Raw genomic sequence first — 25,917 nt, forward strand, 5'->3', positions numbered from 1 at the left:
CAATGCCGCGATAGCTGCAATTGTCCATAGCCACTTAAGACATCTGCAATGATTGTCTGCGACTGTCATCCTCACATGACGGGTTTGGTTTTCCAGAAGATCCGGAACCGAGTGGGCATGAAGCCAGACGTCATCACCGGTACTCATAGCCCGGTATGTCCCCCAACAGTATACCGTCAAACAAGGGACTAGATTTAACCATGACCAGCATTCTCACGAATAACGGTGCAACAGCTGCACTGGCGACCCTGCGCTCGATCAACAGCGACATGGAATCCACGCAGAACCGCATCTCGTCGGGCTACAAGGTCGAAACCGCTGCCGACAACGCTGCCTACTGGTCGATTGCGACCACGATGCGTTCGGACACGAAGGCCCTCGGCACCGTTCAGGATGCTCTTGGCCTTGGCGCTGCCACCACCGATGTCGCCTACACGGCGCTTGAATCCTCGATCAAGGTCGTGGACGAAATCAAGGCAAAGGTCACGGCGGCTTCCGAGCCGGGCGTTGACAAGGACAAGATCCAGAAGGAAATCAAGCAGCTGCAGGACCAGCTGGTTTCGATCTCCAAGTCGGCTTCCTTCTCAGGCCAGAACTGGGTCTACCACACCGCGTCTGCCGGCGCCGGTACGCAGTCGATCGTCGGTTCGTTCAACCGCGACAATTCCGGCAATGTCAGCCTGACGACGCTGGAATACGACACGGCCAACTCCTCGCTGGTCGAAGTCGACTCCTCCGGCTCCTACGTCACCTCCGTCGGCAAGGGCCTCCTGTCCTCCAACATCGAGTACACGAACGCCTCCGGCTCGACCGCAACGACGAGCTTCTCGGTTCTCACCCTCGACGTCAGCAGCGCTGACCTGACGGAAGCCCTGAAGGCTGTCGACAAGGTTCTTCAGGACATGACGGATGCAGCAGCAGACGTCGGCGCTCTGAACAGCCGCATCGACATGCAGACCACCTTCGTCGCCGACCTGAAGGACTCCTTCGACAAGGGCGTTGGCAAGCTGGTTGACGCCGACATGAACGAAGAGTCGACCCGCCTCAAGGCACTCCAGACGCAGCAGCAGCTCGGCATCCAGGCGCTTTCGATCGCCAATTCCAGCTCGCAGAACATCCTGTCGCTCTTCCGTTAATCGCTCGTCGCTTAACAAGGATCGTCGAAACCGGATCGCGCCCCGCAAAGGGGCGCGATTTGCGTTTGAAGCCGGCGCGTTTGCACTTCAAAATATCTCCGCCTTGCGGCTATGGTTGATAATGTACTGACGGATTAATGGATTTAACCGATCCGCTTTACGCTTCGTTAACCACAGTAAGGTTAACTGAAGTCACTCAAGCGGTGCGTCACGCTTTCACGGAAAAGCTGAGACGAGCATGAAGCGTATCACCCCTTGCCGGAGAGAAACCGGAATGTCCCTGATTTTTTCGTCCGCACATAGGGGCACTTTCAAATGACGAGCATTCTGACCAACACAGCTGCACTTGCAGCTCTCTCCACTCTCCGTTCGATCAACAGCGACATGGATACGACGCAGAACCGTATCTCCTCGGGTTACAAGATCGAAAACGCTGCCGACAACGCCGCCTACTGGTCGATTGCGACCACGATGCGCTCCGACAACAAGGCCCTCGGCACCGTTCAGGATGCGCTGGGCCTTGGCGCTGCCACCACCGATGTCGCCTATACGGCGCTTGAATCCTCGATCAAGGTCGTGGACGAAATCAAGGCGAAGATCACCGCGGCTTCGGAGCCTGGCGTTGACAAGGCCAAGATCCAGAAGGAAATCGACCAGCTGCAGGACCAGCTCCTGTCGATCTCCAAGTCGGCTTCGTTCTCCGGCGAAAACTGGGTCTACCACACCGCGTCTGCCGGCACCGGCACGCAGTCGATCGTCGGTTCGTTCAACCGCGACAATTCCGGCAATGTCAGCCTGACGACGCTGCAGTATGACACGTCCAACTCCTCGCTGATCGAAGTCGACTCCTCCGGCTCCTACGTCACCTCCGTCGGCAAGGGCCTTCTGTCCTCGAACATCGAGTACACGAACGCATCCGGCTCGACCGCAACGACGAGCTTCTCGGTTCTGACGCTCGACGTTACCACCGACGACCTCACGGAAGCCCTGAAGGCTGTCGACAAGGTTCTCCAGGGTATGACGGATGCGGCCGCTGACGTCGGCGCTCTGAACAGCCGCATCGACATGCAGACCACCTTCGTCGCCGATCTGCGAGACTCGTTCGACAAGGGCATCGGCAAGCTGGTCGACGCCGACATGAACGAAGAGTCGACCCGCCTCAAGGCACTCCAGACGCAGCAGCAGCTCGGCATCCAGGCGCTTTCGATCGCCAACTCCAGCTCGCAGAACATCCTGTCGCTCTTCAAGTAAGACCGGACGTCAAAGGAGCCTTCAGGATCCTTTCAAAGCTTTCATCAAGGCCGCGCCCCTCGCGCGGCCTTTTTGCGTTCTGGGCCGCCCAATCCAGCCTCGCACAGGTTTCGACATCTCTAATAGGCGTCAAGACACGGGCGTTGCGTGCCTTTCCCGCACCAGCGCTCCCGCTTCAAGAACGCCGAGCTGACCGATGGCCGCAAGCCAAGGCAGCGAGCATGATGCTGATCGCGCGTTACCGGCCAAGCCTCCGGTATGTCCCTTTAGAAACGCCAGGGGCACTCCTCCATGACCAGCATCATCACCAACACCGGCGCAATGGCTGCGCTCCAGACGCTTCGTTCGATCAACAAAGACATGGAAACGGTGCAGAACCGGATTTCATCCGGCTACCGCGTGGAAACGGCAGCAGACAATGCCGCCTACTGGTCGATTGCCACCACCATGCGTTCCGACAACAAGGCGCTCGGCACCGTTCAGGACGCCTTGGGCCTCGGTGCTGCAAAGACCGACACGGCCTATACGGGTCTTGAATCGGCGATCTCCGTCGTCGACGAGATCAAGAGCAAGATCGTCGCCGCATCCGAGCCCGGCGTCGACAAGACGAAGATCAACAAGGAACTGACCGAGCTGAAGAACCAGCTGGCCTCGATTGCGGAATCGGCCTCGTTCTCCGGCGAAAACTGGCTGTACAACACCGCGACCACCGGTGCATCGGTGAAAAACATCGTCGCCTCTTTCAACCGCGCGGCCGACGGCGCCGTGTCGCTGACGACGCTTGCCTATGACGCAGCCGGCTCGGTCATGATCGATACCCACAGCGCCGGTCGCGGCGTGCTGACCAAGGACTGGTCGGTCACCCAGCCGAACGGCACGGCTGGCACGACGGTTGCCAATTACTACCTGCTGAACGCCGGTTCCACCCTGATGGGTACCGGCGCTGAGATTTCCCTCGACAACACGACCACGAGCGATGATCTGGCCGGCATGCTGAAGGCCGTCGAGGCGATGATGCAGGAGCTGACGGATTCGGCCGCCACCCTCGGCGCCATCACCAGCCGCATCAACATGCAGGATGAGTTCGTCTCGACCCTTCTCGACGTGATCGACAAAGGTGTCGGGCGCCTGGTGGATGCCGACATGAACGAGGAATCGACCCGCCTCAAGGCGTTGCAGACGCAGCAGCAGCTCGGCATCCAGGCGCTGTCGATTGCCAATACCAACGCCCAGAACATTCTACAGCTGTTCAAACAGTAAGCGTTCCGGCGCGGCAGCAGCCTTTGTCAAAACACCGTGCCGGGTCGCGACCGCCTGTCGTTGCCCGGCATCTTCATCCTCGCGCAAGTTTGGCGGCCTAAAGTTTCCCTACATTCACGCGCCCAATATATTCACGTTCTTTGTCTTATGACAGGCCTCGTGCATCGGGACTCAATCGGGACAGTGTCATGATCGCCTTGGCGAATTTTCGATCCTTCCACAGACACGCGGAGACGCGCGCATGACGGCGCCGCTTGCACGCTATCTCAAGGATTTCGGCGCGCCGGTGAGCGTGCCGGTGATGCCAAGCCTGATCGAAGAGGAGGACGACAGCCCGTTTTCCTTCGATCCTGCCCCAAGCGAACCTGCCGTCGACGTGGAGGCGGAAAGGGCTATCGCACGCGCCGAGGGCGAGGAGGCCGGCCGAGCCGAGATCATGGCGCTCTGGGAGAGCGAGCGCGCAGAAAGCGCCGCACGCCATGCAGACGAGATTGCCGCGCTTCGCCTTCAGCTTGAAGAACAGGCGGCAGCCCGTATCGAAATAAGTTTCCGCACCACGGTCGAAACCCTGTCGCTTGTGCTTTGTGACCAGGTGGCGCAGGTGCTTGCGCCGGTGATGACCGAGGTGCTCACGCAAAAGGCCGTCGAGGACCTGGCGCTGATGATCCGTCAGGCGCTTGGCGCAAATGCGGCCGCAAGCCTTTGCGTCCACGGCCCGGAGCCGATGTTTAATCTTTTGAAACAGGCGCTCGGCGAAGATGCTCCGCAGCTTCGCCATATCGAGGCGCCGGATCTCGATATTTCCGTTGATATTGATGAGGCTGTCCTTGTGACGCGCATGTCCGCCTGGGCGGCCAGCCTGAAGAAGGTGTTGGGATGAGTGAACAGAACCACCACCACGGCAAGAACGAAATCATCATCGTCAAGAAGCATGGCGGCGGTCATGGCGGTGCCCATGGCGGCGCCTGGAAGATCGCCTATGCCGACTTCATGACCGCAATGATGGCCTTCTTCCTGGTGATGTGGCTGGTCAACGCCTCCAACGAGGAAACCAAGGCTTCGGTCGCAAGCTATTTCAACCCGATCAAGCTGTCTGACGAGACGCCGGCCAAGAAGGGCCTGTCGAAACCCGTCGAGACCTCGGAGGGCCAGGAAAAGAAGGAGCGCTCGAAGGTGAAGGCGGACGCCGACAAGATCGGCTCGGCCGCGGCAACCGGCGACGACCAGACCTCGCGCTCCGGCGACGAGGCGAATTATTCGGAAGCCGATTTCTTCGAAAACCCCTATTCGGTTCTGGCTGAAATCGCCCAGGAAGTCGGCCAGCAGGCCAATGTCAGCGCCAAGGGCGAGGGCGGCGCCAGCAATTCCGGTCCCGCCACCGGCGCCGATGGCGGCGAGGCCTTCCGCGATCCCTTCGATCCGGATTTCTGGACCAAGCAGATCCAGGTGACGCGCGCCGACGGCCAGCAGAAGGCGCCGGCCGAAAAGGCGCCGACCGTGGAGGCGAAAGCCGCCCCGCAGGAGACCCCGTCGACGCCGCCGCCTGCCGCATCCAGTGCAACCGTCTCGGACATGGCCGTGCCCGACGATCTGCCGCAGGTGGCAAAATCATCCGCCGCCGCGTCCCAGAAGGCCGGTGCGGATACAGCCCAGCAACTCACCGAAGCGCAGCTTGCCGTGGCCATTCCCCAGCCGCGGCCCGATCCGTCGACGCTCCAGCCGGACCAGAAGGGCGCCGAAGCGCCGACCGCTGCCAACCGGCAGAAGCAGGCCGACGAGCTGCGCCAGGCCATCGAGAACCAGATCGCCGGCGTCTCCGGCAAGCTTGCCGAGGGACTGATCGTCACACCGGCCGAAGGCGGCGTTCTGGTGACGCTGTCGGACCAGAGCCAGACGCCGATGTTCAATCTCGGCTCTGCCGTGCCGCGCCGCGAAATGGTGCTGGCGATGGAAAAGATCGGTGGGCTGCTGAAAGGCCGGCCGGGTGAGGTGGTGATCCGCGGCCATACCGACGCGCGGCCCTTCCGCGATCCGCAGAACGACAACTGGCGCCTGTCGGCGGCGCGCGCCCACAGCGCCTATTTCATGCTGGTCAAGGGCGGGCTTGAAGAGACGCGCGTCAAGCAGATTTCCGGCTTCGCAGACCGGCGCCCGCAGGTGCCTGACGATCCGATGGCCGACCAGAACCGGCGCATCGAGATCCTGCTTCAGGACGGCAAGGGCTGATCATGGGCAAGCACGGGGCATCGATGAGACGTCTGGCGGCAGCCTTCCTTCTGGCAGGCCTGCCGCATGGCGCTCTGGCGCAGCAGGCGGTCGATGGCCTTCAGCCCTACCAGATGCTGCGTTCCCTGCAGTTCCTGCAGGATACGGTGGTGATGGGCGACCATTCGGCCGCCGAGATGCAGCGCTTCATGCTCTCGACCATCGATCGAGCCCTGCGCACCGCCGATCCGGCGGTCTTTGACGACCCGCGCAATGTCGATGCCGTGCTGATCTATGCCATGAGCGGCGGCAATCCGGCGACGCTGGAATTTCTGGTCTCCAAGGATGTGGGGGGCAACTTCGACACGCGCGTGGCCGATGCGCTGCGCAAATATCTGGCCGGCAAGGGCTCGATGATTGCCGGTGGCATGGAAAAGATGGTCCCGGAATATCGCGGCCAGCGGATCGGTCCTTATCTGGCGCTGATTGCCGGCAATGTCACGGTGACGAAGACCCCGCAAAACGCGCTCGCCTTCTACGACTGGGCGCGGCTGACGGCGCCGGGAACGATTATCGAGGAGGCGGCTTTGCGCCGCTCCATCGCTATTACCGTCGAACTGGGCATGGTGGACAAGGCGCTGACCTATTCGCGCCAGTATGCGCGCCGATTCGTCTTTTCACCCTATGCCAGCCAGTTCGCCGATCTGTTCGTGCGCCTCGTCGTGTCCCATTACGGCGCGCTGTCGGACGAGGATGTCCGGAACGCGCTGGAGCGGATGGATGACGACCGGGCCCGCGAGATCTACCTGCGCATTGCGCGCCAGGCGACCATCGATGGCAAGGCAAAGCTTGCGCAGTTCGCGTCCGGCGAGGCGGGCGCCCGTGGCGTCGCCATTTCCGAGGGAGATCGCGCCGTGGCCGGTCTTTACAGCGGCGCTGCCAAGCTTCCGAACGGCAAGGTGGAGGACGCTTCCAAGGCGCTTGCCGATATTCCGGACGCCAGGCTGAGCCCCCAGGACAAGGCACTGCGCGCTGCTGCCCAGCGGGTGGCCGAAGAGGTTCTGCGCCCGCCTGTTGCCGAAAGCTTCAGACAAGACGAAGACGCTAATATTCAAAACGACATCAGCGGGGAGACCGTTTCCGCCGTCTCCGGCGATGAACGGGCCGGAAAGGCCGCAGCACCGGGCAAGACGCCGGGCAGCGCTCCGAAGCTCGATCCAGCTTTCCAGACCTATGTCGACAGGGGCCGTTCGACGCTTGATGCCATCGACGACCTGTTGAAGGGGGAGAATTGAAGCATGGTTGCTGTTGACGTTTCTGCGAGGGCTCCGGCCGTCGATGCCGCATCTGCGTCCAAAACGTCCGGCAGCGGCCGGGGGGAGGGCGCCGAAGGCGGCTTCGGCTCGGCGCTGGACAGTCTGGATCAGGGTGGGCGCCAGCCAAGCGCGCGCGCCGGCGGTGAGGAAAATTCCGCACATCCTGCGGACGGCGAGACCGCGGGTGAGGAGCAGGGGGCGGCCAAATCGCGACTGGACCTCGGCCCCGCAGCGCTTGCCCGCTCGCGCCTGCCGGCGGGCGCCGGCGAAACCCTGCAGTCCAGACTGCGCACGTCGATCGACGCCGAAAAGGCATCCGCCGACACGGGCGAGACGCAGGGCAAGGCAACCGGCGAAGCGACAGCTTCCGGCAAGACGGCCCATGGCGGAAAGAGCCTGAAGGATCTTGAGAAAACGGCAAGCGACGCGCGTGACGACGCAGCCGGGGCGCAAGAGACGCAAGGCGAGGGTAAAGCCTCGACCGGCGAGACGCTCGCCTCGATGCTGACGCTTCTGGCGGGCCCCGGCACGACGGGTGGCGCAGGCGAAGCTCTGACAGCGCTTCGCCAGGCCGGTGCCGCGATAAAGGGCACGCGTGCGGGCGAAGACGGCAAGGGCGAGCGCGTGGCGGCTGCCACGGCAAAGTCGGATGCGCTGTCGGCCCTTTCCGGCGAAGGCCAGAAGGTTGTCCTGCCGAACGATGACGGTGCCTCCGGCGCTGCCATGGACGAGCGGACCTTCCGCTTTGCCTCGGCGCGCGGCAAGGGCGCCAGCATGGACATGGTGATCGGCACGGGCCGGGACGGCACTGCCACGTTCGAGACGAAGGCCGCCTCCAATGGCGCCGCCGAAACCATCTCGGTACTCGATTCCCGCCGGTTCCTCGGCTTTGGCCAGTCGATCAACGGGGCAGCGCTCACGGCAGCAATGTCGGGTGATCCGGAATGGGCAAGCGCCATGCAGCCCGGATCGGCACTTTCCAACGCGGCCTCGCAGACGAGCACCGGCAATGTCGTCAATACGCTGAAGCTGCAGATGACGCCGATCGATCTCGGCACCGTCACGGCGACGCTGAAGCTCGTCGGCGACACGCTGAATGTCCAGCTGACGGTGGAGAACCGGGCAGCCCACAAACAGCTGACGCAGGATACGAGCGGCATCCTCGACGCGCTGCGCGCCCAAGGCTTCTCCGTCGACCAGGTGACGGTCACGGTGGCGCCGGCCGCTGCGACGGACGTATCGGCACAGCCCCAGGATCTTGGCCAGCAGGCGGCCGGTTCCGGCCCCGGCCGCGAGGGCGGCTCAGGCCGCGACCAGCAGGCCCAGTCGTCCGGCCAGCCGGGCAGCAGCACTTCAGGAATGATCGAGAATGACCCTCAGACGGATACTGGCGCTGACCGCGCTCGGCCTGACCTTCTTTACCTCTGAGGCGCTTGCCGTCTCTCCTGGCGCCTGTGAGACGGAAATCCAGGCGGCTGCAGCCAAATACGGTATTCCCGAGGGCATCCTCTATTCGGTCGGTCTCACCGAGACCGGCCGCAAGGGCAGCCTTTACCCCTGGGCGCTGAATATCGAGGGCAAGGCGCTGTTTCCAGAAACGCCGATGGCCGCCTTTGAAGCCTTCAAGGCGGCGCGCGGCGAGGGCAAGGTGCTCATCGACATCGGCTGCATGCAGATCAACCATCACTTCCACGGCGAGAATTTTGCCTCCATGCGGGCCATGTTCGACCCGAAAACCAACGTGGAATATGCGGCAAAATTCCTGCGCAATCTCCATGACCGGCACGAGACCTGGACCATGGCGGTAGCCCGCTACCATGCCGGCCCCAACAATGATCCGGCCCAGAAGCAATATGTCTGCCGTGTCATCGCCAATCTGGTGGCCACCGGCTACGGAAAATGGACGCCGACGGCGTCGCAATTTTGCGGTTGAGTACAACCTTGAATTGATATCGCCGATCAAAAAGAACGCTGACCGATTCCTGCCGTGAGTTGGACCAAAACGAGGCAGGGCAAGCGCAACTTTATGTGACGTTAACTTTTCCACCGGCGAATTGTGTTTTTCCACACGGCAAACCACTAAATATGGGTCAAATCGCGACATAAGGGTTAAGCAACTATTAATTACCATAGTTAACTTCGTGTAGTTGTCCAAGATTCGTACGATTCGTACCCATACTCCATCGAGGCACCACACTGATTCGGAGGCGGACGAATGATCGTAGTGGTTGATGAGCGTGAGCTTGTTAAAGAGGGTTACACCTCACTGTTTGGACGCGAGGGAGTTCCCTCGACAGGGTTTGATCCGAAGGAATTCGGGGAATGGGTCGCAACGGCGGCAGACACGGATCTTGACGCCGTGGAAGCTTTCCTGATCGGCCAGACCGGGCGCTCGCTCGAACTGCCGCGGGCCATCCGCGATCGTTCGATGGCGCCGGTGATTGCGGTCAGCGACCAGCATTCGCTGGAAGCAACGCTTGCCCTCTTCGACAGCGGTGTCGACGATGTGGTGCGCAAGCCGGTTCACCCACGCGAGATCCTGGCACGGGCAGCGGCCATCCGCCGCCGCCTGAAGGCGATCTCCAATTTCACCGACATCGGCCCCATCCGGGTGTTTTCCGATGGTCGCGATCCGGAAATCGAAGGCGACATCTTCCCCTTGCCGCGCCGCGAGCGCCGCATCCTGGAATATCTGGTCGCCAACCGTGGCCGTCGCGTTTCCAAGACCCAGATCTTCAACGCGATCTATGGCATCTTCGACGAGGAAGTCGAAGAAAACGTCGTGGAAAGCCACATCAGCAAGCTGCGCAAGAAACTGCGCAAGAAGCTCGGTTTCGACCCGGTCGATTCCAAACGCTTCCTCGGCTACTGCATCGACTGGAACTGAGACAGTTCCACCGGCACGCCGGCCCCTCTTCATCCGTGATTAGCCATATATGACCCCGGAAATCGACGTCGGTTTCCGGGGTTGTATTTTGTCTGGCTTATGAAAGCCCTCAGCAACACTCCGGCAGGCCGCGCGACGAGCTGCCGCTCAAAAGGTGAGAACAGACAGCTTCACGCAAGGCCCGTCATCTAGTGTCCACACCATAGGCAATACGGGGATTTTGATATGAGTCTTTACGGAACGATGCGGACCGGGGTGTCGGGAATGAACGCCCAGGCGAACCTCCTGGGGACCGTATCCGACAACATCGCCAATTCGAGCACGGTCGGCTACAAGAAGTCGTCGACGCAGTTTTCATCGATGATCCTGCCGTCGTCGAACGGCTCCTACAATTCGGGCGGCGTGAACACCACGGTTCGCTACTCGATCAACGATCAGGGATCGTTCTCCTACACGACCTCCTCGACCGATCTTGCCATCAATGGCGAGGGCTTCTTCATCGTCAAGGGCAGCGATGGCGCAGACTACCTGACGCGCGCCGGCAATTTCGAGATCCAGGACAACGGCTCGCTGCAGAACGCGGCCGGCTTCACGCTGATGGGCTATCCCTATTCCTCGACCGAAGATCCGACGATCGTCATCAACGGCTTCGAAGGCCTGACCGAGATCAACGTCGCCGCCGGCGGACTGAAGTCCACCCCCTCGAGCGCAGGCTCCGTCTCCGGCAACCTGCCGGGCAATGAAGCGGTTGGCTACACGAAGAAATCCTCGCTCGTCGCCTATGACTCGCAGGGCAATTCCAGAACCCTCGACCTCGTCTACACCAAGGCCTCGGAAAACTCCTGGACGCTCGACATCCAGTATAACGGCATCTCGGTGACCGGCCAGGTGCCATCCGGATCGACGACGGCGGCCGTTACCGGCAATCTCTATGCCGCGGCTGCCACGGGGGCGACCTATTCCACCAAGTCGGTTGCCTATGACAGCGCGGGCGCTGCCCATACGCTGAACTACAACTACACCAAGACGGCAGCCGGCTGGGACCTGGAAGTGCTTGACGGTACGACGTCGATCGGCACCTCGTCGCTCACCTTCGACGCCGCCGGCGTGCTGACCAGCGCCGCCACCATGACGACGACGGCAAACGGCCTGCTCGGTGCGCTCACCGTCAGCCTGAGCGGTCTGGCGAGCGGCACCGGTGTCTCCTCCGTCATCGGCTCCTCCAACGGCAACGGCACCGGCTACGAGCTTTCGTTCAACAGCACCGGCCAGTTGCTGAGCCCGACCACCGTAACCACGACGAGCCAGTCGATCGCCGGCGCAACGCTGAGTGGGCTCACCATCGATGTGGCAAACATTTCGCAGAAGGGCGCCGACTACTCGATCACCGGCAATATCAACGGCCAGGGCGCAAGCTCGGTCGACAAGATCGAGATCGGCAAGGATGGCATCGTCTCCATTCTCTACAAGAACGGGCAGTCCATTCCCTCATACCGCATTGCCATGGCCATGGTGCAGAGCCCCAACAACCTCAATCCGGCGGCCGGCAATGTCTACACGCAGAGCAATGATTCCGGCGTGATCGTCATGGGCTATGCCGGCAGCAGCGGCTACGGCGAGATCCTGTCGGGGGCACTGGAAGATTCCAACGTCGATATCGGCGAGGAACTGACCGAGATGATCCAGGCCCAGCGTAACTACACGGCCAATTCCAAGGTCTTCCAGACCGGTTCCGAACTTCTGGAAACGCTGGTCAACCTCAAGAGGTAATCGCGCGTAACGTCTGAAAAAGGTTAGTCACATGTCGCTTTCCACCGCATTGTCCACCGCGCAGTCGATCTTCAACAACACCGGGACGCAAACCTCGGTGACGTCGACGAACATTTCCAATGCGCAGAACGCCAATTATGTCCGGCGCTCTGCAGTCTTGGTTACTGCCGGCAATGGCGCGCTCGTGGCCGGCACCGAGCGGTCGCAGAACCAGACGCTGCTGCGCCAGACCATCGCAAGCACCTCGCTTGCGAGCGGTCAGTCGACGCTGCTGTCGGGCCTGGAGGAAATTCGCGGCCTGCTCGGCAATAACGACTATGACACCTCGCCGAGCGCCAGGCTTTCCAAGCTTCTGTCCAACCTCGATGCCTATTCGGCAAAGCCGAACGAGGCAACGCTTGCCTCGACGGCCGTCTCGTCCGCCCAGGATGTGGCCGACACGCTGAACAATGCCTCCAAGGAAGTACAGGCGATCCGCACCCGCGCGGACTCGCAGATCAAGAGCCAGGTCGACACGCTGAACGGCCTGCTCAAGCAGTTCGAGTCCGCCAATACCGACGTGATGCGGGCAACCGTATCGAACGCCGATCCCAGCAACGCGCTCGACACACGCGAAACCCTGCTGAAGCAGATTTCGGAAATCGTCGGCATCTCCACCGTGTCGCGTCCCGGCGGCGATGTGGCCATCTATACCACCGACGGCACGACGCTCTTCGAGAAGGTCCCGCGCACGGTTTCCTTCGCGGCCACCGCCACCTATACCGCCGGCACCACAGGCAACGCGATCTATATCGATGGCGTCGCGATGAAGGCCGGCACCGGCTCCGATACCGATGCAGACGGTTCGTTGCAGGCGCTGTTGCAGATCCGCGACGACATCGCGCCGACCTTCCAGAGCCAGCTCGATGAAGTGGCGCGCGGCCTGATCGTCGCCTTTGCCGAAACCGGCCCGAACGGGACGCTGGCCGCCAAGGCCGGCCTGTTCACCAATGGCGTCGATGACAGCGTGCCGGCCTCCGGCACTCTGGTTCCGGGGCTTGCCGGCAGCATTTCCATCAATGCCGCCGTCAAGGCCAGCCCGCAGCTTTTGCGCGACGGCGGCATGAATGGCGCAAGCTATGTGGTCAACACGCAAGGGGCCGCCGGCTTCTCCACGCTTCTCGACAGCTATTCCCAGGCGCTGCAGACGCCGCAACCCTTCGATCCCGCAAGCGGTCTAGACGGCAGTCTCGACGTCATGTCCTTTGCCTCGGACTCCACCGGCTGGCTCGAAAGCCTGCGCAGCAGCGCATCCTCGGCCGACGAAAGCAAGAGCGCCATGAAGACGCGCGCCCTGCAGGCCTATTCCAGCGAAACGGCCGTCAGCCTCGACGAGGAGCTGTCGCTGCTGCTCGATATCGAACAATCCTACAAGGCCGCCACCAAGCTCGTCAGCACCATTGACGAGATGATGAAAGCCCTTCTGGCGGTGGGAGGCTGATCATGAAGACGTCTTTCAGCTCAAGCGTTTCCATCCAGACAAGCCTTCGCCAGGCCATGTCCAAGGCGCAATCCGATCTGGTCAAGGCCAACGAAGAGGTGACGACCGGCGTGCATGCCGACATGGGCGTGGCGCTCGGCGGAAGCACCTCGCGCAGCATCGATCTCAGCCGCGACGTGATGCGCATCGAAGGTCAGCTCACCACGAACTCCATTGCCGAGCAGCGCCTGAACTCGTCGGAGGAAGCGCTGTCGAAGATGGCCGATGTCAGCCAGAAAGTGCTCGACTCGCTGGCCGCACTCACCAACAGCACCTCGACGCTCGGTGACGCGCGCGCCACGATCACCAGCGCCATGGACACGTTTACCGATATGGCCAACACGTCGGTGACCGGTGAATACCTGTTTTCCGGCACCAATACCGATGTGAAGCCGCTCACCTCCTATACCGCGGCCGGATCGCCCTTCCAGGCGGCGGTCGATACGGAGCTGAACTTCTACATGTCCAGCAACGGCATTGCGTCAGTCAACACCATGACGCCGGCGCAGATGCAAGGTTTCCTCACCGATTTGCAAAGCAAGTTCGACGGCACCACGACACTGACCGATCCGCCCCATACGGGCATGGGCGGTCAGGACTTCTGGTCGAGCTTCGTGTCGGATGCGAGCGACACCAACATGACGACGCGCATCAGCTCGACGGAAGTGGTGGCCACCTCGACCAATGCCAACAGCACCGGTTTTCGCAACTTCATGTTTGCCTCCGTCGTGTCCAGCAAGTTCCTGACGGAGCAAATGCCGGAAAACGTGCGCAGCGTCGTGGTGGATAAATCCACCGCCGCCATCGGCAAGGCGATTTCCGGCATCAACAGCCAGCGCTCCGATATCGGCCTGTCCTCCCAGCGCGTCAAGCAGGCGGACGATACGCTCGAAGCGCAGAAAACCATCATCGAAACGCATCTGAACTCGCTTCAGGGCATCGATGCCTATGAAGCATCCACCCGCGTGACCTCGCTGCAGGCGCTTCTCGAAGCCGCCTACACGCTGACCTCGCGAATTCAGAAATTGAGCCTTGTGAACTTCCTCTGATGAACGGGGGAGGTTGGTGAAAATGAAGGATACATGAATGTACCAGTTTTCATATGCCGAGGTCATGGAGGACGACGTCGCCGACGCCAAGTCCCGTGAGCGGCAGGCCCTCGAAAGGTCGATCGACCTGATGAAAGCGGCGCGTGATGCGCCGCCGCACGGACGCCAGACGATCGAGGCGCTTTTCTATACGCGGCGCGTCTGGATCAGGTTCATCGAGGACCTGCGCCAGCCGGAGAACGAACTGAATGTCGAACTCCGGGCCAATCTGATCTCCATTGCCCTCTGGATCCTCAAGGAATGCGAACGCATCAGGCGCCGCCAGTCCGACAACTTCCAGGGCATCATCGACGTGACAACCATCATCAGGGATGGACTTAAATGAAAAGTACACTGCGCATCTCGCTGAAATCCGGCGAACGAATCTTCATCAACGGCGCTGTTCTGCGGGTGGACCGCAAGGTCGCGCTGGAGTTTCTCAACGACGTCACCTTCCTGCTGGAAAACCACGTTCTCCAGCTCGAAGACGCCACCACGCCGCTGCGTCAGCTTTACTTCATCGCGCAGATGATGCTGATCAACCCGGAAGGCAAGGAACAGTCGCTGGCGATGTTCCGCAAGTCGATCACCATGCTGATCTCCTGCTTCCACGATGATGAGGTTCTGGCCGAACTGAAGCGCGTCGATGCCATGGTGGCCAGCGGCCGCGCCTTCGATGCCCTGAAGGCCATCCGCGGCCTCTATGCCATCGAAGACCGCATCCTCAACAGCCAGGAAATGACGCCGGCGACGGTCGAGCAGATCCGCCGGGAGATCGCACCATGGCGGTAGACGCAGTCACCACCAACACCACCACGACGACGACTGCGGCCTCCAACCCCTGGTCCAATGCCGGCGCGTCTTCGAGTGACAAGAACAAGGCCGATCTCAACTATGACAGCTTCCTGAAGCTGCTCATTGCCCAGATGAAGAACCAGGACCCCACCAGCCCGATGGATGCGTCCCAGCAGATCTCGCAGCTGGCGTCGTTTTCGCAGGTGGAGCAGAGCATTCAGACGAACACGCATCTGAAGAGCATGCTGCAGGCCGAGGCGCTCACCCGCGCCGGCGATCTGGTCGGCAAGTATGTCAAGAGCGCCGACGACACCGTGACCGGCAAGATCAAGGAAGCGCAGGTCTATTCGGACGGTCTCATCGCCGTCACCGAAAGCGGCGACAAGGTGCTCATGCAGGCCGGCGTCATCCTGTCGAACGGCCCGATCACCGACACGGAATCCTCGACGTCGGGCGGTTCGAGCGATACAAGCAAGTGATCACTCGTCCCCGATTCCATCGGGCCTGAATCAGTCAGGGAAGGAATGGCTCAATGAATGAAGCCGATGCGCTTGAAATCATGCAGGCGGCGATGAGGACGGTCCTCATCGCCTCCGGCCCCGCGGTTCTGGCGGCCATGGTCGTCGGCGTCGCCATCGCCTTTCTCCAGGCGCTGACCCAGATCCAGGAAATGACCCTCACCTTCGTGCCGAAGATCGTTGCCATTCTCCTCGCCGTCGGCCTGTCGGCGCCGTTCATCGGCAGCCAGATCTATCTGTTCTCGCAGCTCGTCTTTTCCCGCGTGCAATCGGGTTTCTGACCCGGCGCGCTCTGTTTTCCTGCGCCATGCCGTCTCCTGCGTGATCAGCCATCCTCGCGCAAGCTTCGTTCTTTAGGGTTGCGATGAGCTGGCGTAACCCTCGTTGCGCCGCCTTCTCATGAAGAGACGGAACCCATGGCGCAACCACCCTCACTCTCTATTCCCAAGGTCGCCCCGAACGGCCGGGATATCGGCTTTGCCCTTGGCATCATTGCCATCCTGTGCATCCTGTTCCTGCCGATCCCAACCTTCCTCATCGACATGGGACTGGCGTTCTCCATCGCCTTTTCGGTGCTGATCCTGATGGTGGCGCTGTGGATCGAGCGGCCGCTGGATTTCTCGTCCTTCCCGACCATTCTTCTGATTTCGACGATGATCCGCCTGTCGCTCAATATCGCGACGACCCGCGTCATCCTCAGCCATGGACATGAAGGTCACAATGCCGCCGGCGGCGTGATTTCGGGCTTTGCCTCGCTGGTGATGTCCGGCGACTTCCTGATCGGGGTCATCGTCTTCATGATCCTGGTGACGGTCAACTTCATCGTCATTACCAAGGGTGCGACGCGTATTGCCGAAGTTGGCGCGCGCTTTACCCTCGATGGCATTCCCGGCAAGCAGATGTCGATCGATGCGGACCTGTCGGCCGGCATCATCGACGAGAAGGAGGCGCAGCGCCGCCGCCGCGAGCTGGAAGAGGAAAGCATGTTCTTCGGTGCCATGGATGGTGCCTCCAAGTTCGTGCGCGGCGATGCGATCGCCGGCCTCCTCATCACCGCCATCAACGTGTTTGGCGGCATCATCATCGGCTATTTCCGCCACGGCATGGAGATCGGCCAGGCCGCCGACGTCTTTGTCAAGCTGTCGGTCGGCGATGGTATCGTCTCGCAGATCCCCGCCCTTGTCGTCTCCCTTGCGGCCGGCCTCCTCGTCTCGCGCGGCGGCACGGCCGGCACTGCCGACAAGGCCGTCATCGACCAGCTCGGCGGCTATCCGCGCGCGCTCTCGCTTGCGGCCTCTCTGATGGGCATCCTGGCGCTCGTTCCCGGCCTGCCGTTCCTGCCATTCGTCACGCTCGGCGGCATCATGGCGTTTGGCGCCTGGATCGTGCCGCGTCGCCTTGAGGCGGAAAACAAGCAGCGCCGCGACACGGAAGAAAAGAAGGTCATCCAGACGAAGGAAGCAGAGAAGGATTCCGTCAAGTCGATGCTGAAGACCGCCGAGATCGAGCTGGCGCTCGGCAAGCAGGTCTCGACGCGGCTTCTCGGCGCGCACCAGGAACTGGCCTTCCGCGTGGGCAAGATGCGCAAGAAGTTTGCCACGCAGTATGGGTTCGTCGTGCCCGAGATCAAGGTTGCCGACGACATCTCGATCCCGGAAAAATCCTACCAGATCCGCATCCACGGCACGACGATCGCCTCCAATTCGCTGCGCGTCGGCGATGTGCTTGTCGTGACCGGTTCCGGGCGCAAGCCGAGCATTCCCGGCGACGAGATCCGCGAACCCGCCTTCGGCATGCCGGCGGTCTCCATCCTCGAAGCCTTTGCCGACGATCTGAAGCGCGAAGGCTTCCACCCGATCGACAATGTCTCGGTCGTGCTGACGCATCTTTCGGAAGTCATCCGCAACAACCTGCCGCAGCTTCTGTCCTACAAGGACGTCAAGGTGCTGATCGACCGGATGGATCCGGAATACAAGAAGCTGGCGGACGAGATCTGCTCCTCGCACATGTCCTATTCCGGCCTGCAGGCCGTGCTGAAACTGCTGCTGGCCGAGCGCGTCTCCATCCGCAACCTGCATCTGATCCTGGAAGCGGTGGCGGAACTTGCGCCGCATGTGAGGAAGACCGAACAGATCGTCGAGCATGTGCGCGTGCGCATGGCCCAGCAGCTCTGCGGCGACCTGGCTGACAACGGCGTCCTGCGCGTGCTGCGCCTCGGCAGCAAGTGGGACCTTCTGTTCCACCAGGCGCTGAAGCGCGATCCCAAGGGCGAGGTGGTGGAATTTGACATCGATCCGCGCGCGCTCGAGGAGTTCAGCGAGCAGGCCGCCAAGGTTATCCGTGAATTCATGGACCGCGGCCTGCCTTTCGTGCTTGTCACCTCGCCCGAAACACGGTCCTATGTGCGCATGATCATCGAACGCCTGTTCTCGACGCTTCCCGTGCTGTCGCATGTGGAACTCGCCAAGGGGCTCGACATCAAGATATTGGGCTCGATTTCATGATTACAGACCCGCAGGGGATCATGCTGGCGCTTTTCCTGGCTTTCTGCCGGATGGGCGGCTGCATTCTGACCCTGCCGGGTTTTTCGAGCGCCCGCCTGCCGACCAATATCCGCCTGATGGTGGCGATTGCCGTGTCGATGGCCATCCTTCCCGTCATCTGGGACAGCGTCTATCCGAATGCCTCGGCACCGCCCGCCACCTATATCGGCCTCATCGCGTCCGAAACGCTGGTCGGCGTGATGTATGGCATGATCGCGCGCGTCTATGTGCTGGGCCTGCAATATGCCGGCGCGATCCTCGGCATGTCGATCGGTTTTACCGCACCCGGCGGCCATGACATCCTTGAGGATACGTCGGAATCCTCGGTCACCAGCCTCCTTACCTTTTCCGGGCTGATGCTGCTGTTCATCATGGATTTCCATCACATGGTGTTTCACGCGCTGATCGATTCCTACAAGGCAACGCCGGTTGGCGCGCTGGTCGAGCCGCAGAAGATGCTGATCACGCTCACCGACACGCTGCGGGCCTCGACCTCGATCATGCTGCGCCTCGTCAGCCCCTTCCTGATCTACGGCCTGCTGTTCAACGTGGCGATCGGCCTCGTCAACAAGCTTGCGCCGCAGATCCCGGTTTACTTCATCTCGACGCCCTATCTGATCACCGGCGGCATTTTCATGCTGTATCTGGCCATCGCCGCGATGATGCGGCAGTTTTCCGACGGATTCCCCGCGGTCTTCAACTCCTTCTGAGGCAGGCATGGCAGGCGGCGGACAACCAAGATCCAGGAAGCTCAAACGGCTCGTTGCCGTGCAACGGCATCTTGAAAAGATGGCCGAAGGCGAACTGGCCGCAACCAGCGTGCAGCGCGTCGAAGTCGGCCAGCAGATGGATCTGGTCATCGAGGCCATCGGCTCGATGACGCCGCTGCACATGCAGTTCTCGCGCAATTATTCCGAACGTTTCGGCCGGCTGATGATCAAGGACAAGCAGCTTGCCGGCGTGCAGCAGGTGCTGGAGGCGCGCGTCATCCGCGAGCGCACCAAGGGCGACCGGCTGGAGGAGCACATGAAGGATGCGCGCATGGACGAAGACCGGGAGCGCGACGACAACGCCATCTACGATCTTCTGGAAATGACCCTTTTGCCCGGCAAGGCAAAGCCGTTCTGACATTGTGTCCGATTCGCGCGGCCGTCGGCCGGTAATCGTTGCCCTCGCCGGACTTTTGCGGGCATTTTTTGCGCGCCCTGCCACCGGGACTGTAAAGGCGATGTCTGCGCTGCGGCTAAAAATATCTATTGAAATCAAGGAGTAATGCCCGGCTTAAGTCAGGGCTGTCGATTGGGGCCGCAGCTTTTTGCGAAGGTGCCGCCACGCCAGCCTGCAGCAAGCTTCGATCCGCATAGTGGCGCCATTCAGATGAAAGGAAGCTCACGTGGCGATCTCTCCTCCCAGTGACCTCGTGCTCGACGTGCTGCGCGCCGCAGACCCGAGCGATGTTCAGGCGGCCCAGGCAAAACTGATGGCAAGCCGCGCGGCCTTTGCCGCCAAAAGCGTTGCCTCTGCCGTGCCGGGCTTTGGCCTTGCCATGGATCTGCTTGACGGACCGGAAAGCAAGGCGAATGTCCATCGTGCCGATGTGAAGGCGAAGTCCGCCGAAATGCCCGAGGAATACCGCAAATTCGAGGCCTCGGTCCTGCAGACCTTCGTCAACTCGATGATGCCGAGCGACAGCGAACAGGTCTACGGCAAGGGCTCGGCAGGCGATTTCTGGAAAAGCATGATGTCGGAGCAGATCGCCAACCAGATCTCCAAGAGTGGCGGCGTCGGCATTGCCGAACAGGTCTATTCGCAGGCGCTGCAGAAGGCCCGCAGCGAAGGTCAGGTCAATGCCAAGACCGATGAGAATGATCGCAGCCGGACGCTCTCCATGATCAACGACTTTGAACGTAAGGTATTCGACCTTGCACCGGCAGAACGGGGCGAGGCGTGACAATGCAGCATAGCGGAAGCGAAAACATGGAAGTGATCTCCAACGATTATCGTATCAAGACGGTGCTTGGCCGGCTGGAGATGATCGTCGACAACGAGAATGAACGGATCGGCAAGGATCCGCAGTTCGACCTCAAGGTCTCGAACGCGCACAAGAGCCGCTGCCTCTATGAGCTGACGATGCTGTTTCGCAGCACGAGCCCGCAGGAACTGGCCGTCAACCATATCGAGCAGATGCATGCGCTGAAGGTGAAGCTGGCGCTGAATGCCCGGCGGGTGGAAGCCCATCTGAACGCCGTGCGCACCGTCGCCGACCTTCTGAAGAACGCCGTGCGCGACGCCGATGGCGACGGCACCTATACCCAAGAACAATTCTACTACAGCGAAACCTGATGATTAAGCTCGTTATCACCGGTCTGTGGGTCTGTGCCGTGTCATTGGGCGCGGTCTATTTCTCCGTGAAAATGTCGGCCCCGCCGCCGCCGGTGGATGAGCAGCAATTGATGAAGGACAAGTCCGAACTGGTGAAGGGCGAGGTGATCAACGTGCCCGTCCTCGCCAACGGCGCCGTGCAGGGCTATTTCATCACTCGCATCTCCTTTCTCATGGACAAGGCGAAGGTGAAGGGCCTGCATCTGCCCATGACCGAAATGATGACCGACGAGCTGTTCACGCTTCTGGTCGGCAATCGCATGGTGGACCTGTCGGATACCAAGGCGTTTGATCTGGAAAGCTTCAAGACCAGCATCAAGACCAACCTCAACAAGAAGCTGGGGGAGGAGTATGTGCTCGAGCCTCTGGTCGAGCAGATCGATTACCTCTCCAAGGACGATATCCGCGCCAATGCCGATCGCCCGCAGGGCAAGCAGGTGGCGCCGACCAAGATCGTCGAAGGTGTGGCACCGGTTGCGGCGCCCAAGAGCGGCCACTGATTTTGGGCGCGTTGCAGGCGAAGATCCTGCGTTCAGCCTCGCCTTAACGAAAGTCGAATCCGACCGTTCGGATTCGACGTGTTTGCTTAAATGCAGTTTTAGTGCTGCCTGATATTGCTGCTGCCAGTCAGCAACGAATGTCAGGTGCTTCATGCCGCGTCAACTTCATGCCTGGGACCATCTCTCCGGTCTGCCTTTCGAGTCCACGCAAACTCGAAAAGATAGTTCCAGCGTCCGGACAAGCGGCCTTGCCCGCGAGCGCCTGCCGCATTCCCCCCACCTCCTGGGGCTTGCCTTTGCGGCCCAGTCGTGGGGCGAAACGCTTCTGGTGCTCGATGCGGCAGCCCGCGCCCGCGGCAATAGCCGCACCGTCGGCTTCCTCACGCTTGCAGGTCTTTGCCGCGCGATGATCGATCCTGCCGCCCGCGACGCCGGGTCGGCGCGCATGCTTCTGCCGGCCGATGGCACGGTGGCCGCGATGCTGTCGCTTGCCACCCGCCGCCCGGTCGATACCTTCGGGCCGGCCGAGGTCGTCTCCTCGCTCCTGACCTTCATGGAACCCCGCCGCATCCTGCTTGCCGGCGCAAAACCGCGGCGCCTGGAGGCGACGCGTCGCTTTATCCGTGCCCATGCGCCGTGGCATGAGGTCAGCATGGCCCGGACGAAGGAGCTTGCCGGCTGGTGCCCTGAGACCGCTTTCGGTTCGCCGGATCCGGCAACCGGTGCCGATCTTCTTCTCGTCGACGGTGCGGGCTATGGGGCGGAACGCCGGATGGCGCGCAATCCGGACCTGCGCCCCCACGGGCTCATCCTTCTGTGCGGTGATCTGTTTGGCGCCTGCGCCCGGCGATAGCCGGCGCCGGCCAGCCGGCCGGCCGCTCCCCTTCCTCTTCTTCCCGCCGCTGCGGACCTGCGCCTGAAACGGCGCCAGGCACCATCTCCTCCTGTCGCCCAAAAGACGTGTCCATGCCCTTGCAATCGCCGTTTTGACAGCATAGGGCGTTTGGCGAACGAGCCCGCCGGGCTTGGCCTGCCGGCTCTGGCCGCAGGGGCCTGCGGCAGGCGTCGACCCGGACCCTTTGAGGAGACATGCGCGTGGCGAAGATCATCGATGGAAAACAGTCGGCAGCAGCCGTCACCGATCTCGTGACCCAGGCGGCGGCAAAGCTTGAGGCGGAGGTGGGTGTGAAGCCCGGTCTTGCCGTCGTCATCGTCGGCGATGATCCGGCAAGCCATGCCTATGTCGGCGCCAAGGGGCGCATGGCAAAGCAGTGCGGTTTCCATTCCATGCAGTTCACGCTCACCGAGGACACCACGCAGGAGGAGCTTGAGCAGCTTGTGGCCAAGCTCAATGCCGATCCTGCCGTGCATGGCATTCTGGTGCAGCTGCCTCTGCCGGGCCACCTCAAATCCGAGCCGGTCATCCAGTCCATCCGCCCGGAAAAGGATGTCGATGGCCTGAACGTCGTCAATGCCGGCAAGGTGGCGAGCGGCGATCTCTCAAGCGGGCTGATTTCCTGCACCCCGGCTGGCGCCATGATTCTGGTGCGCAACCAGCACGGCGAGGATCTGTCCGGCCTCAACGCCGTCGTGATCGGCCGCTCCAACCTCTTCGGCAAGCCGATGGGCCTGCTGCTGCTCGCCGCCAATGCCACCGTTACCATGGCGCATTCGCGCACGAAGGATCTCGCCGCCGTCTGCCGGAATGCCGATATTCTGGTGGCGGCCGTTGGACGTGCCCGGATGGTGAAGGCCGATTGGGTGAAGCCCGGCGCCACCGTCATCGATGTCGGCATCAACCGCGTCGATGCGCCGGAAAAGGGCGAAGGCAAGACACGCCTCGTCGGCGATGTCGCCTTTGACGAAGCCCTCGATGTTGCTGGCGCCATCACGCCGGTGCCGGGCGGTGTCGGGCCGATGACGATCGCCATGCTGATGGCCAATACCGTGATTGCCGCGTGCCGCGCGCTTGGCCGTCCCGTCCCGACCTTCTAAAGGCGGTTGCCGGGTCGTCACTGCCGCCTCAATTTCTGGGCCGCGTGCCTCATGCTGCGTTTCACGGAGTGCGGGGCGCGGGCCCGGTCGAGGCGCGCACCACCAGTTCCGCCGTCCACAATTCGGCAATCGGCATGTCGGCATCCGGATCGGCCACGGCCGTGATCAGCCGCTCGGCAATGCGCCGGCCGGCATCGCGCAGCGATGAGCCGGTCGTGGTGAGCGGCACGATGAAATTTTCCGGCTTCAGCAGCATCAGGTCGTCGTCATGGGCGATCAGGGAAATGTCGCGCCCGAGCACCAGTCCCGCCTGGTTGATGGCGCGCACGGCCCCGAGCGCCAGAACGGTGCTGGCACAGAGCACCGCCGTCGGGCGCACCTCGCCGCGCAGGATCGTCTCCATCTGGCGGTAGCCGCTGGCATCGGTCATCAGCGTGTTGCTGATGGCAGAAGGAGAAAGCCTCAATCCGCGCGCGGCCAGCGCCTTTTCCACTCCGATCTGGCGGCGGATGGCGAAATCGAGGTCTGCCGGCCCGTTGATCAGCGCAAAGCGGCGATGGCCGAGATCCAGCAGAAGCTCGGTTGCCTCGCGAAAGGCCCGCTCGTTGTCCACATCCACGTAAGGGTAATCTTCGGCAAGGCCGAGCGAGCGGCCATGGACGATGAACGGTGTCGGCAGCGATTTCGCCATGGCGATGCGGCTGTCGCGCGGGCGCATATAGGCCAGATAATAGGCATCCACGCTGCCGCTCGAGACGAGGCCGCGAATCGCCTGCTCCTCCTCGTCCGGCTGGGAGGGCATGATGACGAAATGGAATTCGTGGGCCAGGCATTCATCCGCAAGGCCGCGCTGGAATTCGGCAAAATGGATGTCGGCCGACTGTTCCGACGCAATCGGCATGATGAGGCCGATGGAGCCGGCCTTGCCGGTGGCAAGCCGTCGCGCGGCGCGGTTGGGCCGGTAACCGGTCTCCTGAGCCGCCTTCAGCACGCGAAGCCGTGTCTGGGCATTCACCTCCGGATATCCGTTGAGGGCACGGCTGATCGTCGTCTGCGACAGGCCGAGCAATTCAGACAATTGTTTGAGGTTCACGACCCTTTAATTCTCCGTCCCAGGCGGCTGTCTCCCGCAAGCCGCGCTCAAAGCGCTTCGGACTGTATCAGTGCATCTATTTGGCGGAAACGCAAAACTGGACTTTTCTCACCTTTGCGCCAACTCCATACACAATTTGCGTATCTGATAGACATTTGAAAAACCCCCTTGACTTCGGGGCTGTGGCCATGGCTTCCTGCCACTCAAAGCGCTTTGGAGGCGTTTGGAAGGATCCGGGCAGGAAGACGATTCAATCGAAAAGGGAGGATTCCGACGTGAAATCAATATTACTGGCAGGCGTTGCTGTATTTTCGCTGGCTTTTACATCCGCTGTCGCTGCAGACTTGAAGTTTGCGCCGGGTAAGGACGCGAAGTTCAACTGGAAAAGCTATGAAGATTTTAAGGCCGCCCATGCCGACATCAAGGGGCAGGCACTGACCATCTTCGGTCCCTGGCGCGGCGACGACGAAATCCTGTTCAAGAGCGTGCTGGCCTATTTCAACGATGTGACCGGCGCCAATGCACAGTATTCCTCCTCGGAAAACTACGAGCAGCAGATCGTCATCGACACGCAGGCCGGATCGGCGCCCAATATCGCCATCCTGCCGCAGCCGGGCCTCCTGCAGGATCTGGCCTCCAAGGGTCTCCTTGCGCCGCTGAAGGCCGGCACGGCCGACTGGGTGAAGACCAATTACGGCGCCGGCGACAGCTGGGTGAAGCTTGGCACCTATAAGGGCAAGGACGGCAAGGACGCCTTCTTCGCCTTCCCCTACAAGGCCGACTTGAAGTCGCTCGTCTGGTACGTGCCGGAAAACTTCGAGGAAGCCGGCTACAAGGTGCCGAAGACGATGGAGGACCTGTTCAAGCTCTCCGACCAGATCGTCAAGGATGGCGGCACGCCCTGGTGCATCGGGCTCGGTTCGGGCGGTGCCACCGGCTGGCCGGCCACCGACTGGGTGGAAGACCTGATGCTGCGCATGAACACCGGCGACACCTATGACAAATGGGTCTCGAACGAGCTGAAGTTCAACGACCCGAAGGTCGTGAGCGTCATCGAGGAGTTCGGCAAGTTTGCCAAGAACGAGAAATACGTGTCGGGCGGCGTGGCCGCGGTTGCCTCGACCGACTTCCGCGACAGCCCGAAGGGCCTCTTCGGCATTCCGCCGAAATGCTACCTGCACCACCAGGCTTCCTTCATCCCGACCTTCTTCCCCGAAGGCACCAAGCTCGGCACAGATGCCGATTTCTTCTACATGCCGACCTATGCCTCCAAGCCTGAGCTTGGCACGCCGGTTCTGGGTGCCGGCACACTGGTGGCCATTACCAAGGATTCGCCGGCCGCCCAGGCCTTTGTCGAATTCCTGAAGACGCCGATCGCCCATGAAGTGTGGATGGCCCAGTCCGGCTTCCTCACTCCTTACAAGGGCGTGAATGTCGAGGCCTATGCCAATGATGCGCTGAAGAAGCAGGGCGAGATCCTCTCCACCGCCACCACCTTCCGCTTCGACGGATCCGACCTGATGCCCGGCAAGATCGGCGCAGGCGCCTTCTGGACCGGCATGGTCGATTTCGTCGGCGGCGAATCCGGCGAGCAGGTGGGCACCGACATCCAGAAGGCCTGGGACGGCCTGAAGTAACCGCCATCAAAGGCGCCGCCGT

The 25,917-nt window shown here is 61.6% G+C and carries 26 protein-coding genes; 25 read left to right on the forward strand and 1 reads right to left on the reverse strand.

Going from position 1 to position 25,917, the window contains the following annotated elements:
- Positions 1-200 precede the first annotated feature (200 nt).
- From ACEXP3_RS17710 to folD, 24 genes are all read left to right on the forward strand, one after another.
- Positions 201-1,136, forward strand: coding sequence for a flagellin N-terminal helical domain-containing protein (locus ACEXP3_RS17710; RefSeq protein ID WP_377298448.1), 936 nt, complete (start codon positions 201-203; stop codon positions 1,134-1,136).
- 315 nt (positions 1,137-1,451) lie between these two features.
- Positions 1,452-2,387 carry a flagellin N-terminal helical domain-containing protein gene (locus ACEXP3_RS17715; protein WP_210103560.1) on the forward strand — a complete coding sequence of 312 codons (936 nt, stop codon included), beginning with the start codon at positions 1,452-1,454 and terminating at the stop codon, positions 2,385-2,387.
- Between the two features lie 291 nt (positions 2,388-2,678).
- Positions 2,679-3,647, forward strand: a complete 969-nt coding sequence (locus tag ACEXP3_RS17720; protein ID WP_210103559.1) for a flagellin N-terminal helical domain-containing protein — start codon at positions 2,679-2,681, stop codon at positions 3,645-3,647.
- Positions 3,648-3,888: 241 nt separating this feature from the next.
- Positions 3,889-4,527, forward strand: coding sequence for a hypothetical protein (locus tag ACEXP3_RS17725; protein WP_377298449.1), 639 nt, complete (start codon positions 3,889-3,891; stop codon positions 4,525-4,527).
- Complete coding sequence (locus ACEXP3_RS17730; protein WP_377298450.1) at positions 4,524-5,873, forward strand: MotB family protein; 1,350 nt, start codon at positions 4,524-4,526, stop codon at positions 5,871-5,873. Before ACEXP3_RS17725 ends, ACEXP3_RS17730 begins: the two co-directional genes overlap by 4 nt.
- A gap of 23 nt (positions 5,874-5,896) precedes the next feature.
- Positions 5,897-7,147: a chemotaxis protein MotC gene (gene motC / locus ACEXP3_RS17735; RefSeq protein WP_377298451.1), complete on the forward strand. Its 1,251-nt coding sequence runs from the start codon at positions 5,897-5,899 to the stop codon at positions 7,145-7,147.
- 3 nt (positions 7,148-7,150) lie between these two features.
- Entirely contained in the window at positions 7,151-8,596 is a 1,446-nt protein-coding gene (gene fliK / locus ACEXP3_RS17740) for a flagellar hook-length control protein FliK (protein WP_377298452.1), read from the forward strand.
- The gene (locus ACEXP3_RS17745; protein ID WP_210103554.1) at positions 8,538-9,101 is read left to right on the forward strand and encodes a transglycosylase SLT domain-containing protein; all 564 of its coding nucleotides are present in this window, start codon (positions 8,538-8,540) and stop codon (positions 9,099-9,101) included. Before fliK ends, ACEXP3_RS17745 begins: the two co-directional genes overlap by 59 nt.
- A gap of 282 nt (positions 9,102-9,383) precedes the next feature.
- Positions 9,384-10,055 carry a transcriptional activator Rem gene (rem, locus tag ACEXP3_RS17750; RefSeq protein WP_210103553.1) on the forward strand — a complete coding sequence of 224 codons (672 nt, stop codon included), beginning with the start codon at positions 9,384-9,386 and terminating at the stop codon, positions 10,053-10,055.
- Between the two features lie 225 nt (positions 10,056-10,280).
- Positions 10,281-11,825, forward strand: coding sequence for a flagellar hook protein FlgE (locus tag ACEXP3_RS17755; protein ID WP_348635446.1), 1,545 nt, complete (start codon positions 10,281-10,283; stop codon positions 11,823-11,825).
- Positions 11,826-11,856: 31 nt separating this feature from the next.
- The gene (gene flgK, locus ACEXP3_RS17760; protein WP_377298453.1) at positions 11,857-13,305 is read left to right on the forward strand and encodes a flagellar hook-associated protein FlgK; all 1,449 of its coding nucleotides are present in this window, start codon (positions 11,857-11,859) and stop codon (positions 13,303-13,305) included.
- A gap of 2 nt (positions 13,306-13,307) precedes the next feature.
- The gene (locus ACEXP3_RS17765) at positions 13,308-14,393 is read left to right on the forward strand and encodes a flagellar hook-associated family protein (protein ID WP_377298454.1); all 1,086 of its coding nucleotides are present in this window, start codon (positions 13,308-13,310) and stop codon (positions 14,391-14,393) included.
- A gap of 37 nt (positions 14,394-14,430) precedes the next feature.
- Positions 14,431-14,778 carry a flagellar biosynthesis regulator FlaF gene (gene flaF / locus ACEXP3_RS17770; RefSeq protein ID WP_210103549.1) on the forward strand — a complete coding sequence of 116 codons (348 nt, stop codon included), beginning with the start codon at positions 14,431-14,433 and terminating at the stop codon, positions 14,776-14,778.
- On the forward strand, positions 14,775-15,224 hold the full coding sequence (gene flbT, locus ACEXP3_RS17775; protein ID WP_210103548.1) for a flagellar biosynthesis repressor FlbT: 450 nt from the start codon (positions 14,775-14,777) through the stop codon (positions 15,222-15,224). The genes flaF and flbT overlap by 4 nt, the downstream gene beginning before the upstream one ends.
- Entirely contained in the window at positions 15,215-15,706 is a 492-nt protein-coding gene (gene flgD / locus ACEXP3_RS17780) for a flagellar hook assembly protein FlgD (protein ID WP_210103547.1), read from the forward strand. The genes flbT and flgD overlap by 10 nt, the downstream gene beginning before the upstream one ends.
- A 53-nt stretch (positions 15,707-15,759) precedes the next feature.
- Positions 15,760-16,026: a flagellar biosynthesis protein FliQ gene (fliQ, locus tag ACEXP3_RS17785; RefSeq protein ID WP_210103546.1), complete on the forward strand. Its 267-nt coding sequence runs from the start codon at positions 15,760-15,762 to the stop codon at positions 16,024-16,026.
- A gap of 135 nt (positions 16,027-16,161) precedes the next feature.
- Complete coding sequence (flhA, locus tag ACEXP3_RS17790; RefSeq protein ID WP_210103545.1) at positions 16,162-18,249, forward strand: flagellar biosynthesis protein FlhA; 2,088 nt, start codon at positions 16,162-16,164, stop codon at positions 18,247-18,249.
- On the forward strand, positions 18,246-18,998 hold the full coding sequence (fliR, locus tag ACEXP3_RS17795; RefSeq protein ID WP_210103544.1) for a flagellar biosynthetic protein FliR: 753 nt from the start codon (positions 18,246-18,248) through the stop codon (positions 18,996-18,998). Before flhA ends, fliR begins: the two co-directional genes overlap by 4 nt.
- Positions 18,999-19,005: 7 nt before the next feature.
- The gene (locus ACEXP3_RS17800; protein WP_210103543.1) at positions 19,006-19,416 is read left to right on the forward strand and encodes a hypothetical protein; all 411 of its coding nucleotides are present in this window, start codon (positions 19,006-19,008) and stop codon (positions 19,414-19,416) included.
- Positions 19,417-19,681: 265 nt separating this feature from the next.
- Positions 19,682-20,239 carry a rod-binding protein gene (locus ACEXP3_RS17805; RefSeq protein WP_210103542.1) on the forward strand — a complete coding sequence of 186 codons (558 nt, stop codon included), beginning with the start codon at positions 19,682-19,684 and terminating at the stop codon, positions 20,237-20,239.
- A 26-nt stretch (positions 20,240-20,265) separates the two neighbouring features.
- Positions 20,266-20,631, forward strand: a complete 366-nt coding sequence (locus ACEXP3_RS17810; protein WP_210104143.1) for a hypothetical protein — start codon at positions 20,266-20,268, stop codon at positions 20,629-20,631.
- Complete coding sequence (locus ACEXP3_RS17815; RefSeq protein ID WP_210103541.1) at positions 20,631-21,170, forward strand: hypothetical protein; 540 nt, start codon at positions 20,631-20,633, stop codon at positions 21,168-21,170. Before ACEXP3_RS17810 ends, ACEXP3_RS17815 begins: the two co-directional genes overlap by 1 nt.
- Before the next feature lie 151 nt (positions 21,171-21,321).
- Positions 21,322-22,023 carry a WecB/TagA/CpsF family glycosyltransferase gene (locus tag ACEXP3_RS17820; RefSeq protein ID WP_377298455.1) on the forward strand — a complete coding sequence of 234 codons (702 nt, stop codon included), beginning with the start codon at positions 21,322-21,324 and terminating at the stop codon, positions 22,021-22,023.
- A 242-nt stretch (positions 22,024-22,265) separates the two neighbouring features.
- Complete coding sequence (gene folD, locus ACEXP3_RS17825) at positions 22,266-23,165, forward strand: bifunctional methylenetetrahydrofolate dehydrogenase/methenyltetrahydrofolate cyclohydrolase FolD (protein ID WP_377298456.1); 900 nt, start codon at positions 22,266-22,268, stop codon at positions 23,163-23,165.
- Positions 23,166-23,226: 61 nt separating this feature from the next.
- Here the strand turns inward: folD and ACEXP3_RS17830 are convergent, their stop codons facing one another.
- On the reverse strand, positions 23,227-24,258 hold the full coding sequence (locus ACEXP3_RS17830; RefSeq protein WP_377298457.1) for a LacI family DNA-binding transcriptional regulator: 1,032 nt from the start codon (positions 24,256-24,258) through the stop codon (positions 23,227-23,229).
- 275 nt (positions 24,259-24,533) lie between these two features.
- Between ACEXP3_RS17830 and ACEXP3_RS17835 the strand changes: the two genes are divergently transcribed.
- Complete coding sequence (locus ACEXP3_RS17835) at positions 24,534-25,895, forward strand: ABC transporter substrate-binding protein (RefSeq protein WP_377298458.1); 1,362 nt, start codon at positions 24,534-24,536, stop codon at positions 25,893-25,895.
- Positions 25,896-25,917 lie beyond the last annotated feature (22 nt).

The organism is Neorhizobium fuzhouense (assembly GCF_042611105.1).
GTDB lineage: Bacteria > Pseudomonadota > Alphaproteobacteria > Rhizobiales > Rhizobiaceae > Neorhizobium > Neorhizobium galegae_A.